Annotated in this window: 13 protein-coding genes; 10 read left to right on the forward strand and 3 right to left on the reverse strand. The window is 63.3% G+C overall.

Annotated features, from left to right (window positions below):
• The first annotated feature begins 49 nt into the window (after nt 1–49).
• Complete coding sequence (locus tag LG385_RS07065) at nt 50–556, forward strand: hypothetical protein (protein ID WP_225773565.1); 507 nt, start codon at nt 50–52, stop codon at nt 554–556.
• Between the two features lie 45 nt (nt 557–601).
• Here the strand turns inward: LG385_RS07065 and LG385_RS07070 are convergent, their stop codons facing one another.
• Nucleotides 602–1,594, reverse strand: a complete 993-nt coding sequence (locus LG385_RS07070; RefSeq protein WP_225773568.1) for an aldo/keto reductase — start codon at nt 1,592–1,594, stop codon at nt 602–604.
• A 254-nt stretch (nt 1,595–1,848) separates the two neighbouring features.
• On the opposite strand from LG385_RS07070, the gene LG385_RS25515 reads away from it, so the two are divergent.
• A complete protein-coding gene (locus LG385_RS25515; RefSeq protein WP_318781386.1) occupies nt 1,849–4,500 on the forward strand; it encodes a glycosyl hydrolase family 28-related protein in 2,652 nt (883 codons plus the stop codon).
• An 88-nt stretch (nt 4,501–4,588) separates the two neighbouring features.
• Here LG385_RS25515 and acnB read toward each other — a convergent pair whose 3' ends face one another.
• The gene (acnB, locus tag LG385_RS07095) at nt 4,589–7,189 is read right to left on the reverse strand and encodes a bifunctional aconitate hydratase 2/2-methylisocitrate dehydratase (protein WP_181116961.1); all 2,601 of its coding nucleotides are present in this window, start codon (nt 7,187–7,189) and stop codon (nt 4,589–4,591) included.
• Between the two features lie 392 nt (nt 7,190–7,581).
• Here acnB and LG385_RS07100 point away from each other — a divergent pair, with 392 nt between their 5' ends.
• From LG385_RS07100 to LG385_RS07125, 6 genes are all read left to right on the forward strand, one after another.
• Nucleotides 7,582–8,049: a DUF1289 domain-containing protein gene (locus LG385_RS07100; RefSeq protein WP_181116905.1), complete on the forward strand. Its 468-nt coding sequence runs from the start codon at nt 7,582–7,584 to the stop codon at nt 8,047–8,049.
• 85 nt (nt 8,050–8,134) lie between these two features.
• The gene (locus LG385_RS07105) at nt 8,135–8,734 is read left to right on the forward strand and encodes a tRNA-(ms[2]io[6]A)-hydroxylase (RefSeq protein WP_225773570.1); all 600 of its coding nucleotides are present in this window, start codon (nt 8,135–8,137) and stop codon (nt 8,732–8,734) included.
• Nucleotides 8,735–8,880: 146 nt separating this feature from the next.
• On the forward strand, nt 8,881–9,354 hold the full coding sequence (locus tag LG385_RS07110) for a MarR family winged helix-turn-helix transcriptional regulator (protein WP_225773572.1): 474 nt from the start codon (nt 8,881–8,883) through the stop codon (nt 9,352–9,354).
• Complete coding sequence (locus LG385_RS07115) at nt 9,351–10,808, forward strand: efflux transporter outer membrane subunit (RefSeq protein ID WP_225773576.1); 1,458 nt, start codon at nt 9,351–9,353, stop codon at nt 10,806–10,808. Before LG385_RS07110 ends, LG385_RS07115 begins: the two co-directional genes overlap by 4 nt.
• 15 nt (nt 10,809–10,823) lie before the next feature.
• Nucleotides 10,824–12,032, forward strand: a complete 1,209-nt coding sequence (locus tag LG385_RS07120; protein WP_225773578.1) for an HlyD family efflux transporter periplasmic adaptor subunit — start codon at nt 10,824–10,826, stop codon at nt 12,030–12,032.
• 52 nt (nt 12,033–12,084) lie between these two features.
• The gene (locus LG385_RS07125) at nt 12,085–13,614 is read left to right on the forward strand and encodes a DHA2 family efflux MFS transporter permease subunit (RefSeq protein WP_225773580.1); all 1,530 of its coding nucleotides are present in this window, start codon (nt 12,085–12,087) and stop codon (nt 13,612–13,614) included.
• 19 nt (nt 13,615–13,633) lie between these two features.
• Here the strand turns inward: LG385_RS07125 and LG385_RS07130 are convergent, their stop codons facing one another.
• Nucleotides 13,634–14,437 (reverse strand): TlpA disulfide reductase family protein, encoded by an 804-nt coding sequence (locus LG385_RS07130; protein WP_225773582.1) that lies wholly within the window; start codon nt 14,435–14,437, stop codon nt 13,634–13,636.
• A gap of 132 nt (nt 14,438–14,569) precedes the next feature.
• Here LG385_RS07130 and LG385_RS07135 point away from each other — a divergent pair, with 132 nt between their 5' ends.
• Both LG385_RS07135 and LG385_RS07140 read left to right on the forward strand, forming a co-directional pair.
• Complete coding sequence (locus LG385_RS07135; protein WP_225773583.1) at nt 14,570–15,253, forward strand: response regulator; 684 nt, start codon at nt 14,570–14,572, stop codon at nt 15,251–15,253.
• Entirely contained in the window at nt 15,250–16,581 is a 1,332-nt protein-coding gene (locus LG385_RS07140; protein WP_225773585.1) for an ATP-binding protein, read from the forward strand. Before LG385_RS07135 ends, LG385_RS07140 begins: the two co-directional genes overlap by 4 nt.
• The last annotated feature ends 38 nt before the right edge of the window (nt 16,582–16,619 follow it).

Raw genomic sequence — 16,619 nt, forward strand, 5'->3', positions numbered from 1 at the left:
CGCTTGAGAAAGCGCTGACGTCAACATAAGCGAGCCACAGGAGGCCCAAATGGCCGAAATCGCAGGAAAGTCCTTCATTGCAACACTGCTGAGCACCACCGGAGAGGGTTTTTATCCGGTCGGTTATTTGCAGGACTCATCCCTGGCTGGGGATGGATGGCTGATTCAGAGCGACCAGGAAGAAGGCACCTTGTTCCGTTTCGACTATGTCAAAACGGCGGGTAACCGCCTGTATTACAACATCAGTGCCGCACCAGGTACCCGGTATGACGGGGCAAAGGTCGGGATCAGCCGCAATGGCTATGTGGGGTTCTACAAGGTTGCCGAGGTGTCCGACCTCTGGAAAATCGAGCTCGAAGGCAATCAGGCAGACCCAGATACCTTCGAATTCGTGCTGCGCGATCACCGGGGTTATCGAGTGGGTGCCTTGAGTGAGCCACAGGGAGGTTTCTGGACGTCGTTCCATCCCGCTCAAAGCGCCCGGCGCGTGCGCTTTTTGAACGTGGAAGCCGGCGATATCGTCCATTTCCAGGGGCAGATCATTACTGAACTATGAGGTTTATCGCCGGGGCGCCTGCTTTGCGGTAGCCCCGGCGCCCCTTCACAGGTTGGTCATGCGCTGGTTCTTTTCATCGTACCGCTCACCCACGATAGCGTCGGCTGGCAAGGCTTGAGAAATGGCCTGTTGCGTGTCGCTGTCCAGCTCAATGCCGGCTGCACCGGCGTTATCCGCCAGGTGGTGAATCTTTCTTGCTCCCGGTATGGGTGCAATCCAGGGTTTTTGCGCGAGCAGCCAAGCCAGCGCGAGCTGCGCCGCAGTGCAGCCGCGTTGCTCAGCCTGCTGATTCAAGGCGTCTACCAGGCGCATGTTCTGCTTGAGGGCTTCGTCCTGGAAGCGTGGCAAGCCGCGGCGCATGTCTTTCTCGTCCAGCTCCTCGACCTTCAACTTGCCCGTAAGGAACCCTCGGCCCAACGGGCTGTATGGCACAAACCCGATGCCGAATTCGGCGCAGGTAGGCAGCACTTCCTTTTCAGCTTCGCGATACCACAGTGAATACTCCGACTGCAGCGCCGTGATCGGGTGCACGGCATGGGCGCGCCGCAGCGTGGTGGCCGAGGCCTCTGACAACCCGAGGAAGCGGACCTTGCCTGCATTGACCAGCTCGGCCATGGCGCCCACGGTATCCTCGATCGGCACGGCAGGGTCCACCCGGTGCTGGTACAGCAGGTCGATGGTTTCGATGCCCAGCCGCTTGAGTGAACCTTCCACCGCCTCGCGGATATGCTCCGGGCGGCTGTCCACGCCAGCGATGCGTTCCCGCCCCACGCCTTGATCGGAAATCCTGAAGCCAAACTTGGTGGCTACCTGGACCTGATCGCGGCGGCCCTTCAGCGCCTTGCCCAGTAGCTCCTCGTTCTCGAACGGGCCGTATACCTCAGCCGTATCCCAGAAGGTCACGCCCAACTCCAAAGCATGGTGCAGGGTTTTGATCGATTCGGCCTCCGGCGCTCCGCCATAGGCGAAGCTCATGCCCATACAGCCCAGGCCTATGGCCGATACCTCCAGGCCTTGGCCCAATGTTCGGGTTTTCATCCATGTGCTCCTTTTTCCAGATAGGCGTGTAAGCGTAGCCGTTATTTTCACTTACCCCAGGGCGCGTTCGAACCGGAACCGGGCTGCCCGTCGCTACCCCCGCTGCCTTCGGCTTGCTGAGCTACGCTCCCCTGTACCCTTTCGGGGTTGTGCCCCTCCAAGCCGCGCTGCGCGTGCATCAGTCTGTTGCAGTAACACGTCCCCGCCTCTGGAAAATTCGGCCTGACCCCTATTTCGAGACGGAGGTAGCGGTCATGGCAAGACTCTTCAACGTACGCGACTACGGCGCCAAAGGCGATGGCATCGCCGACGATACCCAGGCCATTCAGCAGGCGATCGATGCCGCCGCCAAGGCAGGCGGCGGCCAAGTGTATGTGCCGCAGGGCACCTACATGCTCAGTGGCGCGAACGACGATGGGGGCTGCCTTACCCTCAAAAGTAATGTGAACCTCAATGGCGAGCGGATGGGCCTGGCCATACTCAAGCTGGCCGATGGCTCAAGCGAAGACATCGCGGGGCTGATTCACACTGTGAGTGACGCCAATACGCTCAATGCCTCTATCCGCAACCTCACGCTCGACGGCAACAAGGCCAACACCGGCGGTACGGTCGACGGCATCGTGACCGGCAGTGCCACCGGCGATACAGCGCATACCGTTGGCCTTACCCTCGCCGGCGTTGAACTGCAGTACCTGAGCGGCGATGGCCTGCGCGCCCAGGCGCTCACGTTCGCAACGAACGTGAATGACAGCCTGGCCCATGACAACGACGGCGATGGCTTTGCCACCGAGTTCCAACCCCGGCAGGTGCGCGACGACACCATCAGCTTCCGTGACAACGAGGCGTATCGCAACGGCGGCGATGGTTTCAATGTGGTGGCGGCTGCCTACACCAGCGCAAGCCTGCCGCCTAGCAGGGAGCAAGCGTTCACGTTCGGCAGCAACGATGCGTACGACAATGCAGGCAGCGGCCTGGTGATCACCGGGGTAGATCAGCCTGACCCGGAGCGGTCCCGCTGGCAGCAGGAAGGCATTGTTGGGGGTAAGGTGCATGGCAATGGCGGTACGGGCATCAGTATCCAAGGGTTCAGGGGCGGCACCATCAGTGAGGTCGAGATTTACGACAACGGCCGCCAGGGCATCGCCTTGCTGGGCACGCACGAGCAGAAGGTGTATAGCAACTATGTGCACGGTAACGCGCAAGCCGGCCCGGCCCCGGAAATCCTGGTCGGCAGCTACACCAATAGCGAGGGGAGAGTTTATAGCGCTGATAACGTGCTGGACCTGGCCAGAAACACCATCGTTGGTGGCGAGCAGTCAACCTACGGGCTGGACGACCGCCAGGCACCTGCCAGCGAAGACCCTTACCGCGCCGGGCTGGGTAACACGCTCAGCAATTTGCATAGTGGGTATCTGGCGACTGACCAGGCCTATGTGAATCTGTTGTCCTCGCTGCCCGCTTTCACGTTAGTGGGTACGCAGGCCACCGACCATCTCAACGGGACGGCCGCAGTCGAGATGTTGAAGGCGGGCGCCGGCCGCGACACTCTCGATGGCGCTGGGAACGACGATGTGCTCCAGGGTGACAAGGGCGCGGACCGCCTCACCGGCGGCGCGGGCGACGATGTGTTCATGTATGCCCGTCGGCAGGATAGCTACGCCAGCAGCACAGGGGATGCGCATGATCGCCTCCTGGATTTCGCCCCCGGGCAAGACTACCTCGACCTCGCTGCGCTGGGCTTGCACGGGCTCGGCGATGGGCACAACGGCACTGTGCGGCTCACCTACAACACCAGCAACGAAACCACCTACCTGCAAAGCCTGGACGCCGATGCCGATGGCTATCGGTTCAAGCTGGCGCTCGCGGGCGACTACCGAGACCGCCTGGCCGACGCTGATTTCGTTGGCCGCCAAAACGGCACCGGCGGCCCTGACACGCTTATCGCCACACGCCTCAGCGGCGAGCTGCTGGTAGGGCGCGGGGGTGATGACACGCTGACCGGCGGCGCGGGTGACGATCGCTTGCAGGGGGGAAGTGGCGCAGATCGCCTGACGGGTGGCGCAGGCCAGGACACATGGGTATACACGCGTATGGCCGACTCTGGCATCAACACGGCGAGCCACACCGAACACATCGACAGGGTAGCTGACCTCAGCATGACGGAGGCTGACCTGATTGACGTCTCCGCCTTGGGCTTTACCCGTATAGGGGATGGCCATGACGGTAGCCTCAGAGTGACCTACGACGCTGCAACCGACCGTACCACGGTCGAATCCCTGGAGGCCGACGCGGCGGGAAACCGTTTCGTCATTACCCTGCTGGATGCCTATGAGGATGGGCTGCATCCAGGCTTTGTTCCGGCATTGGCCGATGCGTTTATCCTGGCCCCGTCAACGCCGCAAACAGGCGCTACCGATGCACCCAGGACTTTTAGCTATGGCACCCTGCTCGACGATGTGATGATCGGGAGCGCACAGCGGGACGACCTCCATGCAGACGCCGGTGATGATGTAATCCAAGGTGAGGGCGGTGGCGACCTGCTTACCGGCGACGCCGGGGCTGATACTTTTCTTTACCGGCAGGTGGGTGACAGCACCCACACCGGGGTGGACGTGATCCAGGATTTCCTCGTCTCCGCCGACCGAATCGACGTGTCAGCGCTGGGGTTTACCGGGCTGGGTGATGGCACAGCGGGCACGCTGAAGCTTGCCTACAGCGTAACGAGTGACCGTACCTACCTGCGCTCCACTGAGACAGACGACGAAGGCAACCGGTTCGAAGTGGCGCTGGCGGGGGATTTTCGCCAGACCCTCGCTTCACAGAACCTTGTGTTTGCGCCTGAGGCTGCGCCTGCTCCGGATCAAGGCGTCGACCTCACGCTGATAGGGGATGCTTTGGCCGCGTAGGAACGATGAAACCTCGCCCATAAAAAAACCCGCCAGTGACGGCGGGTTTTTCTTGCAACTTGAAGCTTACAGCTTGCAGCTCAAAGCCTTACGCCTGAACGACCGGGATCTTGGCTTTTTCCGCAGCATCACGGAAATCGGCGATCTGGTCGAAGCTCAGGTAGCGGTAAACGTCGGCAGCCATGCTGTCGATGTTCTGCGCGTACTGCATGTACTCCTCGACCGTAGGCAGCTTGCCCATGATCGACGCAACCGCCGCCAGTTCCGCGGAGGCCAGGTACACGTTGGCACCATCGCCCAGGCGGTTGGGGAAGTTACGGGTGGAGGTGGACACCACCGTGGAGTTGGCGGCCACGCGTGCCTGGTTACCCATGCACAGCGAGCAGCCTGGCATTTCCATGCGCGCGCCGGCCTTGCCGTAGATGCCGTAGTAGCCTTCCTCGGTGAGCTGGTGCGCGTCCATCTTGGTGGGCGGCGACAGCCACAGGCGAGTCGGGATGGCACCCTTGACCTTGTCCAGCAACTTGCCCGCGGCGCGGAAGTGGCCGATGTTGGTCATGCACGAGCCGATGAACACTTCGTCGATCTTCTCGCCAGCCACCGTGGACAGCAGGCGGGCGTCGTCCGGGTCGTTCGGTGCGCAGAGCACAGGCTCTTTCACTTCGGACAGGTCGATCTCGATCACTTCAGCGTATTCGGCATCAGCGTCGGCGGCCAGCAGTTCCGGGTTGGCGATCCAGGCTTCCATCGCCTGAGCGCGACGCTCCAGGGTACGGGCATCACCGTAGCCTTCGCTGATCATCCAGCGCAGCAGGGTGATGTTGGACTGCAGGTACTCGGCGATGGCCTTTTCCGGCAACTTGATGGTGCAACCGGCGGCAGAGCGCTCGGCCGAAGCATCGGACAGTTCGAATGCCTGCTCGACGGTCAGATCGTCCAGGCCTTCGATTTCCAGGATGCGGCCGGAGAAGGCGTTCTTCTTGCCTTTCTTCTCGACGGTGAGCAGGCCTTTCTGGATGGCGTAGTACGGAATCGCGTGAACCAGGTCGCGCAGGGTGATGCCTGGCTGCATCTTGCCCTTGAAACGAACCAGTACGGATTCCGGCATGTCCAGCGGCATCACGCCAGTGGCGGCGGCGAACGCAACCAGGCCGGAACCGGCCGGGAAGGAAATGCCGATCGGGAAGCGGGTGTGGGAGTCACCACCGGTGCCCACGGTATCCGGCAGCAGCATGCGGTTCAGCCAGCTGTGGATGATGCCGTCGCCCGGGCGCAGCGACACGCCGCCACGGGTGCGGATGAAGTCGGGCAGGGTGTGGTGGGTGGTGACGTCGATCGGCTTGGGGTAGGCCGCGGTGTGGCAGAAGGACTGCATCACCAGGTCAGCGGAGAAGCCCAGGCAAGCGAGGTCTTTGAGCTCGTCGCGGGTCATCGGGCCAGTGGTGTCCTGGGAGCCGACGGTGGTCATCTTCGGTTCGCAGTAGGTGCCAGGGCGCACGCCCTCCACGCCACAGGCCTTGCCGACCATCTTCTGAGCCAGGGTGTAACCCTTGCCAGTGTCGACCGGGGCTTCCGGCAGCTTGAACAGGTTGGCCGTTGGCAGGCCCAGCTCGGCGCGTGCCTTGTCGGTGAGGCCACGACCCACGATCAGCGGAATACGGCCGCCGGCGCGGACTTCGTCCAGCAGCACAGGGGTTTTCAGCTCGAAGGTGGCCAACACTTCATCGGTGCCGTGCTTGCACACCTTGCCAGCGTGCGGGTACACGTCGATCACGTCGCCCATGTTCAGGTTCGACACGTCGAACTCGATCGGCAGGGCGCCGGCGTCTTCCATGGTGTTGTAGAAGATCGGGGCGATCTTGGTACCGAAGCAGAAGCCACCGGCGCGCTTGTTCGGCACGTACGGGATGTCGTCGCCGAAGAACCACAGCACCGAGTTGGTGGCCGATTTACGCGAGGAGCCGGTACCGACCACGTCACCCACGTAGGCAACCGGGAAGCCCTTGGCTTTCACTTCTTCGATCTGCTTGAGCGGGCCGATGGCGCCTTGCTGCTCGGGCACGATGCCGTCGCGGGCCATTTTCAGCATGGCCAGGGCGTGCAGCGGGATATCTGGGCGCGACCAGGCGTCCGGGGCAGGGGAAAGGTCGTCGGTATTGGTTTCGCCAGGCACCTTGAACACGGTCAGGGTGTACTTGTCGGCGATCGCAGGGCGCTTGGTGAACCACTCACCGTCGGCCCAGGATTGCAGTACGGCCTTGGCGTGGGCGTTGCCGTTCTTGGCTTTCTCGGCCACGTCATGGAAGGCGTCGAACATCAGCAGGGTGTGCTTGAGTTGTTCGGCAGCCACGCTGCCCAGCTCGGCGTCGTCCAGCAGGTCGACCAGGGTATGGATGTTGTAGCCGCCCTGCATGGTGCCCAGCAGTTCGGTGGCGCGCTTCTTGTCGATCAGCGGCGAGTTGGCTTCGCCCTTGGCCAGCGCGGACAGGAAGCCGGCCTTCACGTAGGCGGCTTCGTCCACTCCCGGCGGTACGCGGTTGGTGATCAGGTCTACCAGGAAAGCTTCTTCGCCGGCGGGCGGGTTCTTCAGCAGCTCGACCAAGCCTGCGGTTTGTTCGGCGTTCAGCGGCTGGGGCACGATACCCTGGGCGGCACGCTCTTCGGAGTGTTTGCGGTAGGCTTCAAGCACAGTTATTACCCTCATCAGTGGTCCCGCGTGGGACGCTTATCCAGCGGCACCCTCGCACGCCAAGGCCATGCGGCTTTTGAAGCCGATTGACCGGAGTGTCGATGAGTGCCAGGCAGAAGCTGCTTTCAAAGTTTTACGCCGGCAGAATGCTGAGCGGATGAGGGCTGGCACGGTGAGGAGGGGAACCGTGCCACTGCATTCTGACGGATCGACTGTGCTCGTGACGCTTTGAAAACAGCTTCCAGATGGACATTGGTGCCTTCAAGCAGGCCGAACGATTCTACGGCAAAATTTCCCCGAAAGTAAGTTGCCCGTTCGCCAGCAAGAGGTGAAAGCACTACGACGAAGGGCTAAGATAGGCGGCTCGCCGCTTCGCCGATGCTCTGATTACCATGGCCAAATCAACGATCAAAACGCCTTGTGTAGGCCTTTGCTCCACTGTCTACGGGGACCTGGTGTGCCGTGGTTGCAAGCGTTTCCACCATGAAGTGATCCACTGGAACACCTACGACGACGAGCAGAAGCGCGCCGTATGGCTGCGCCTGGAGCAACTGTTGGCGCAGGTGATGGAGGGCAAGCTCGAGGTGTTCGACCCGGCGCGCCTGCGCTTGCAGCTTGAGCAACGGCAGATCCGCTTCCAGCCACAACAGTCCGAATACTGCTGGGCCTATCAGTTGATCGCCCGCGGCGCCCGGGTGATCAATCAGCTGGACGCCTACGGCATCGTACTGCTGCCCGAATTTCGCGACTGGGACCTGCCCGCCCTGCGTGACGCCATCGATCGGGAATTTTTCCTTTTGTCCGAAGCCCATTACCAGCGCTACATCGCCCCGGCGTTTTTGCTGGAAGGGTTGGAGTAGGCGCTGCGTCAATCGCTTGAACGGCGATGCCGGGCTGCGGCGCCCCGCGTATACTGCGCCGTTTTCCAGCCACACGAGACGGCGCATGCTGCCCGACATTCATGAGTTCCTTGGTTGCCGCACGCCCCAGGCCTGGGTCGATGCCGCAGTGGCAGACCAGGAAACCCTGCTCATCGATCACAAGAATTGTGAATTCAAGGCCGCGTCCACGGCGCTGAGCCTGATCGCCAAGTACAACACCCACGTCGACCTCATCCATTTCATGTCCCGCTTGGCGCGCGAGGAACTGGTGCACCACGAGCAGGTGCTGCGGTGGATGAAAAAGCGTGGCGTGCCACTGCGCCCCCTCAATGCCGGCCGCTATGCCTCGGGCCTGCGCAAGCTGGTGCGCTCCCACGAGCCGGTGAAGCTGGTGGATACCCTGGTGGTGGGCGCGTTTATCGAAGCCCGCAGCTGCGAGCGGTTCGAAGCGCTGGTGCCACACCTTGACGCGGACCTGGGCGGCTTTTATCACGGCCTGCTCAAGAGTGAAGCCCGGCATTTCCAAGGTTACCTGAAGTTGGCCTATCACTACGGCGGTGCCGCCGACATTGAAAACACCATCGCCAAGGTTCGCGAGGCGGAAGTGGCCTTGATCGAAAGCCCGGATGAGGAATTGCGCTTTCATAGCGGCGTGCCTGCCTGATTCGCTTTCCCTGTTAACCCCATTCGCGAGCTCTCCGCGAATGGAATGGTCAGGTAGTTAGCCCCCTGATAGGTGCCTTGACATTAGCTGCCTAGGCAGTAATATCTTGCAATATCTTCTGCCTGAGCAGTTATCTGCCTTTCCCGATGAGCCATTTCACGCCTGAAAACTTCCACGACAGCCAGATCGGCATGTTGCTGGGCCGTGCCAATAGCCTCAAAGACCGCATTCTGGATCAGCACCTTGAGATCTACGGTGTGACCTCGGCGCAGTTCAAGGTGCTGATCATCGTGGCCGAGTGGGGCATGAACTCGCCGGGTGACTTGTGCCGGCACTTGTCGTTGGACAGCGGCTCGATGACCCGCATGCTCGACCGCCTGGAGCAGAAGCAGCTGATCCGCCGCAGCCGCAGTGAAGCGGACCGTCGGCAGATCTGCATCGCACTCACGGAAGAAGGCCAGGCCTTGGCGGCGCGTTTGCCACAGATAGGTGCCGAGGCGATGAACCGCCTGGCCGGTGTGTTGGACGGCAGTGAACTGGCCGAACTGGAACGGTTGCTCAAAAAAATTCTGATCGATGCCGGCGACCCCGTGGCCTGCTGGCGCCTGGGTAAAAAATGAAGCCCCAACTGCTTACCTTGAAATTACTGCCCCTGGCCTTCGCGATTGCATTGGCCGGCTGTGCCAACGACCACGGCCTCAAGCCGGACGCCACGGTGGCGCAGCCCGAAAGCCTGAACGCCACCCGAAGCCTCGCCGCGGTGACCGTGAGCCCGGCTGCCTGGCCGTCGGCGACCTGGTGGTCCAGCCTGGGTGACCAGCAACTCAATGCCCTGGTTGACGAGGCACTGCGCGATAGCCCGGACCTGCAAGTGGCCGCCGCGCGTGCTCATCAGGCAACTGCTGCCGCCAATGCCGCCGATGCCGACCGTAGCGCGTACATCGGCGCCGATGCCAATGTGTCGCGGTCCCGGCTGGCCAAGGTGCAAGACCCGCTGCTCGAGGGCGATCGTTACTCCACGCTGCGCAGCGCGGAAGTGACGTTCGATTATACGTTCGACCTCTGGGGCGGCGAGCGCACGGCCTGGGAAGCTGCATTGGGCCAAGCCCGGGCGGCGGAGGTGGACCGTCAGGCCGCGCGGCTGACCCTGGCCGTGGACGTGGCACGTGCCTACAGCGACCTGGGCCATGCCTATATTGCCGCCGACCTTGCACAGGAAGACCTCTCGCGCACGCGGCGCATGCTGGAGCTGGGCCGCCAGCGGCTGGCCGCCGGCATCGACAGCCAATACCAGCTTCAGCAAACCGAAAGCCTGGAAGCCAGTGCCCAGGAGCAGGCGATCAATGCCGACAAGGAACTGCGCAGTGCCCGTATCGCCTTGGCGATCCTGCTGGGCAAGGGCCCAGACCGCGCCAGCGAAATCGCCCGGCCGCAGGTACTCAAGCCGGCAGCGGTAGCACTGCCGTCGCAATTACCAGCGGACTTGCTGGGTCGCCGCCCGGACCTGATTGCCGCGCGCTGGCGGGTGGAAGCCGCCAGCCGCAACGTGGAAGTGAGCAAGACGCGGTTCTACCCCAACGTGAACCTCACGGCCGCAGCAGGCACCCAGTCACTGTTGGGGGACGCGCTGTTCGGCAGCGCCAGCCGCTTCTTCAACATTGCTCCGGCGGTGTCGTTGCCGCTGTTCGACGGTGGCCGCCTGCGCGCCGGCCTGGACGCCAGCGATGCCGACTACGAGCTGGCGGTGGCGCAGTACAACAAGGCACTGGTAGGTGCGCTGGGAGATGTGGCCGACGCCATCAACCGCCTCGAAGCCTTGGGCCGCCAGGTGGACGCCAAGCAGCACGCCGCCGATGTGGCGCGCCAATCCTTCGATACCGCCACGCAGCGTTACGGCTCGGGCATCGGTAACTACCTGGATGTACTGACCATCGAGCAGCAACTGCTGGGCGCGCAACAGCAGCTGGCGGCGCTCAACGCTCAGCGCATCGACGTTTCGATTCAACTTATGCAGGCCCTTGGCGGCGGTTATCAGGGTGACACCCTGGCCAGCGCCCAGGCCCCACGCGATTAACCAAGGTAACTTCCCATGGCCACTGCCAACCCCCAAGCCAACGGCGAAAAGGCTGATAACGCTCAACCCCAAGGCAACCCGCGCAAGCGCAAGCTAATGCTGCTCCTGCTATTGCTGGTGGTTGTGATCGCCGGCGTTGCCGTATTCGCCTGGCACGAACTGCACGGCAGGTTCTATGAAGAAACCGACGATGCCTATGTGAACGGCAATGTGGTTGAGGTGACTCCCCTGATCGCCGGTACCGTAGTAAGCATCGGTGCCGATGACGGCGACCTGGTGCAGGAAGGCCAGACGCTCATCAGTTTCGACCCGGCGGACGCCCGCATTGCGTTGGAAAACGCCCAGGCCAACCTTGCGCGCACTGTTCGCCAGGTGCGTGGCATGTACAGCAACGTGGACAGCCAGCGCTCCCAGGCCAATGCCCGCCGTGTGGAGCTGCAAAAAGCGCAAGAGAACTTCAACCGCCGCAAGACACTCGCCGCCAGCGGGGCGATCTCGCAGGAGGAGCTGTCCCACGCCCGCGACGACCTTGCCGCCGCTCAGGCCGCGCTCGGTACCGCCCAGCAGCAATTGGCAGGCACCGTGGCGCTGGTCGACGACACCGTGATTTCCTCGCACCCCGATGTGCAAGCCGCTGCCGCGCAGTTGCGCGACGCCTATCTGGCCCGCGCGCGCACCACGCTGGTCGCTCCGGTCACCGGCTATGTAGCCAAACGTACCGTGCAGCTGGGCCAGCGCGTTCAGCCTGGCACGCCGACCATGGCGGTGATCCCACTGGACCAGGTGTGGGTCGACGCGAACTTCAAGGAAACCCAGCTGCACGATATGCGCATAGGCCAGCCGGTGACCCTGGAAACCGACCTGTATGGCGATGACGTGACTTATGGCGGCACCGTGCAAAGCATCGGTGCTGGCACCGGTAGCGCTTTCTCGCTGTTGCCCGCGCAGAACGCCACCGGTAACTGGATCAAGATCGTTCAGCGGGTGCCGGTGCGGATCAAGCTCGACCCGCAGCCCCTCAAGGACCATCCGCTGCGCATTGGCCTCTCCACGGTTGCTACGGTAGACCTCCACGACCAGACCGGCGCCGTGCTGACGCAGCAATCCACGCCGCAAGCGACCTTCTCTACCCGGGTGTATGAGCAGCAACTGGACGAGGCCGACAGCATGATCGCGCGGCTGATTCACGACAACAGCGCCCCGGGCAAGACCGCCCAGCGTTGAGCCCACTCGCGCCCCGTGAGCGGGGCGCCCTTTCTGTTTGCGGGATACAGCGATGAGCTCCAACGCATCCTTTACGCCACCCAGCCTGGTGCTCAGCACCATTGGCCTGTCGTTGGCGACGTTCATGCAGGTGCTGGACACCACCATCGCCAACGTGGCGCTGCCCACCATTTCGGGCAACCTGGGGGTGAGCGCGGAGCAGGGCACCTGGGTGATCACCTCGTTTGCCGTGAGCAATGCCGTGGCCTTGCCGCTCACCGGCTGGCTCAGCCGGCGCTTCGGGGAAGTGAAGCTGTTCATCTGGGCAACCTTGCTCTTCGTGCTGGCCTCGTTCCTCTGTGGCATTTCCACTTCGATGCCCGAGCTGGTGGGCTTTCGGGTAGTGCAGGGGATGGTTGCGGGCCCGCTGTACCCCATGACCCAAACGCTGCTGATAGCCGTGTACCCACCCGCGAAACGGGGGATGGCGCTGGCCTTGCTGGCCATGGTGACGGTGGTGGCGCCCATCGCCGGGCCGATACTCGGGGGCTGGATTACCGACAGCTACAGCTGGCCGTGGATCTTCTTCATCAACGTACCAGTGGGCCTGTTTGCCGCCGCTGTGGTGCGCCAGCAGCTGGCCAAGCGACCGGTGCAGACCAGTCGGCAACCGATGGACTATGTGGGCCTGATCACCTTGATTATCGGCGTGGGTGCCTTGCAGGTGGTGCTCGACAAGGGCAATGACCTGGACTGGTTCGAGTCGCAGTTCATCATCATCGGCACGGTGATTTCGGTCATATTCCTGGCGATCCTCGTGATCTGGGAGCTGACCGATGCGCACCCGGTGGTGAACCTGAGACTGTTTGCCTTCCGTAACTTCCGCGTGGGCACGGCGGTGCTGGTGGGTGGCTACGCGGGCTTCTTCGGGATCAACCTCATCCTGCCTCAGTGGTTGCAGACCCAGCTGGGCTATACCGCTACCTGGGCTGGCTTCGCCGTGGCGCCGCTGGGGATACTTCCGGTGTTGATGTCGCCATTCGTGGGCAAGTACGCCCACAAGTTCGACCTGCGCGTGCTGGCGGGGCTGGCCTTTACCGCCATTGGCCTGAGCTGCTTCATGCGTGCCGGCTTCAATACCGAAGTGGACTTCACCCATATCGCGCTAGTGCAACTGTTCATGGGGATAGGGGTGGCGCTGTTCTTCATGCCCACGCTCAGCATCCTGCTGTCGGACCTGCCACCCAAGCAGATCGCCGACGGCTCTGGCCTCGCTACCTTCCTGCGTACCCTGGGCGGTAGCTTCGCAGCCTCGCTCACCACCTGGATCTGGAGCCGTCGCGCCATCCAGCACCATGCCTACCTGAGCGAGAACATCAGCACGCTCGACCCTACCACTCAGCAGGCGCTGCAACAGCTGGGCGGGGCGACGGACAAGAGCTATGCCCAGCTCGAGCAGATGGTCAACGCCCAGGCCTACATGCTCTCGACCGTGGACTACTTCACCCTGCTGGGCTGGATCTTCGCAGCGTTGATCCTGCTAGTGTGCTTCGCCAAACCACCGTTCACCGCCAAGGCTGGGCCGGAGGCGAGCGGGCATTGAGGTAGCGTGAAGCGGGCGCTTACTCAAACACCTTCAGCGCAGCCTCGAGGCTTGCGCCGGACAGCTCTCCAAGATGGCTGCCCTTCAATTGCCCATCCGGCCCGTAGAACAACGTGGTCGGGTAGGCCATGGCGCCGACTGCCCGGGCCAGGTTGCCGCTGGTGTCGTAGAGCACGTCGGCAGGGTTGACACCGGTGGCGCCCAGGAAGGTCGCCGCCATCGCCGGCGTTTCGCCCTGGTTCACGTACACGAACCGCACGCCGGGCCGCGCTTTTTGCGCCGCCACCAATACGGGCATTTCCCGGCGGCAGGGCGGGCACCAGGTAGCCCACAGGTTCACCACCAGGGGTTGGCCCTGGTAGCGGCTTAGCGTAACCGGGGCATCGTCGCTATCCACAAGCGGTGGGTGCGGCAGGCTGCTGCGCGCCTGTTGCCAGCCAAGGGCCAAGCCACCGGCCAGCCACACGGCAAGGCCAGCCGCAATGCCCCAACCCAGTGCCCGCCTTCGTGCCGGCGTGCGCCAGCCGAAGCCCAACGCCACCAAGCCCGATACGGCGATGCCCGCCCAGGGCACGAAGCCTCCATCGCGCAGGTCGAGCACTTGCCAGGGCGCAAGCTGGTATTGCGCCCAATACAGGACCACGAACGCAAGCCGCGCGGTGACAACCGCCAGCGCGAACAACCAGAACAGTGTGGAATCGGAAGCCGCCCCGGCCGCGCTACGCGAGCAGCGCCGAGCGACCAGCATCGCCAGCCCCAGCGCCAGCAGCAACACCACATTGGAAATGGAAAGGGCCAGAGGCCCTAGGGAAACGCTTAACATGACGCACTCCAGCAAGGTTCAGCGCGCACCCTGAACGCGGCCGGTTAAACGGCGGTTAAACGCGGCGCCGGGCGGCTAATGCAGGCTTAATGGCCGCGAGGTAATCTGGCCGCCTGTGAAAAGGTTACCTCCATGCACGTATTGATTTGTGAAGACCACGACCTGATTGCCAGCGGCATCGTTGCCGGGCTCACCGCCCAAGGCGCGGTGGTGGATCGGGTCGCCACCGCCAGCGCTGCCGAAGCCCTGCTCAAGGCGGCGCAGTTCGATGTGATGGTGCTGGACCTCGGCCTCCCCGATGAAGACGGGCTGAAGCTGCTCAAGCGCCTGCGCCAGCAGGGCCAGGCCCTTCCGGTATTGGTGCTGACGGCCCGCGACGCGGTAACCGACCGCGTGGCCGGGCTGGAGGCAGGTGCCGATGATTACCTGGTGAAACCCTTCGACCTGCGCGAGCTGAGCGCCCGGCTGCACACGCTGCTGCGGCGCATGGCCGGCCGAACCGTCAATCGCATCGAACATGGCGCGCTGTGCCACGATCCCAGCAGTTGCCAAACCTGGCTCGATGGCCAGCCGGTCGACCTTTCCCGACGCGAGCAGGCGTTGCTTCAGGCGCTGTTGCAGCACAAGGGGAGGGTGCTCAGTGCCGAGCAACTCAAGGACAGCGTGTATGGCTTCGGCGACGAAGTGGAAAGCAACGCGCTCAATGTGCACATCCATTACCTGCGGCGAAAGCTGGGCAACGGTATCGTGGAAACCGTGCGCGGCCTTGGCTACCGGCTTGGCCCGGCCGCTACCTCCGGGCAGGTGCAACCATGAGCTTGCGCGTACGGCTCATGTTGATCCTGGGCGGCGCGTTCGTGCTGATCTGGGCCTTGGCGGCGGCCTGGATGTTCCGCGACCTGCGCGGGCAGATGATGTTTTCCCTCGACCAGCGCCTGGTGGCGTCGGCGCGAATGGTGGCCGGCCTGGTGCAGCAACTCCCGCAGCCGCTGCGGGCCCAGGACGGCGAACGCATCAGCGCGGACCAGTCCAGCATTCCCGACGGCATGGCGTGCAAGGTGAGTTCGCTGCGCGGGGAAATTCTCGCGACCAGCCATCAGGGTGTCGAGGCTGAGCTGGGGGAGGAGGGTGGTGGGTTCCATGACCAGATCATTGACGGTGAGCATTGGCGCAGCTTTACCCTCAGCCACGGTGACGTGCGCATCACCACGGCCGATCGTCAGCAGGAACGCGAGGCACTGAACCAGTCGGTGCTGCTGGCAGCCTCCGTTCCGGTATTGGTGGCATTGCTGGGCAGCCTGGGGGTGCTTTGGCTTGGCGTGGGCCAGGGCCTTGCGCCGCTCAACCGTATTCGCGATGCCCTTACCCGGCGCAGCCCTGACGCCCTGGAGCCCCTGCTGGTGCGACCATTGCCCGCCGAGTTGCGGCCCTTGGTGGAGACTCAGAACCAGCTGTTCGTACGTATTGGCCAGGCGATCGAGCGGGAGCGGCGGCTCACCGACGACGCGGCGCACGAGCTGCGCAGCCCGTTGACCGCCGTGAAAACCCATTTGCAGGTCGCCCGCATGACTGACGGCGCGGCACGGGAAGCTGCGCTGGCCAATGCAGAAGAGGGCGCTGACCGCTTGCACCGTACGCTGGATCAACTGTTGCTGCTGGCACGGGTAGAAGGGCGGCTGGCTTTTGAGGAAAACCGAGGCTGCGCCGTTGCGGACGTGGCCAGGCTGGCGATCAATGATACGACCGGCGATGCCCGGCGGATCGAAACAGACGTCGAGGACGGTGCTGCTCAAGTGCCGCTCGGTGTGCCGCTCACGCTCGCCGTGGCGGCCCTGCGCAACCTGCTCGACAACGCCTTGCGCCATGGGGGCAGCGAGCGGCCGGTGCAGTTGGACGTGTGCCGTGAAGGTGGGCATGCACTGTTCCGGGTGCGGGACCGTGGCCCCGGTATAAAGGAAAGCGAACTGGCCCACCTGACCGAACGCTTCTGGCGCTCCAGCCATAGCCAGGGATGCGGCCTGGGCCTGGCGATCGTGCAGGCTATCGTTCAGCGCTGCCAGGGCCAGCTGGATTTCCATCCGATGCCCGACGGCCTGCAGGTGGATTTGCGCTTGCCACTGGGCGCCGTTGCAGGGGGCGAGTAGCCAGCCCCTACCGCTTGCCGAGGCCGAGTTGCCGCTTG

It is taken from the genome of Pseudomonas sp. Marseille-Q5115, from assembly GCF_916618905.1.
Lineage (GTDB): Bacteria > Pseudomonadota > Gammaproteobacteria > Pseudomonadales > Pseudomonadaceae > Aquipseudomonas > Aquipseudomonas japonica_A.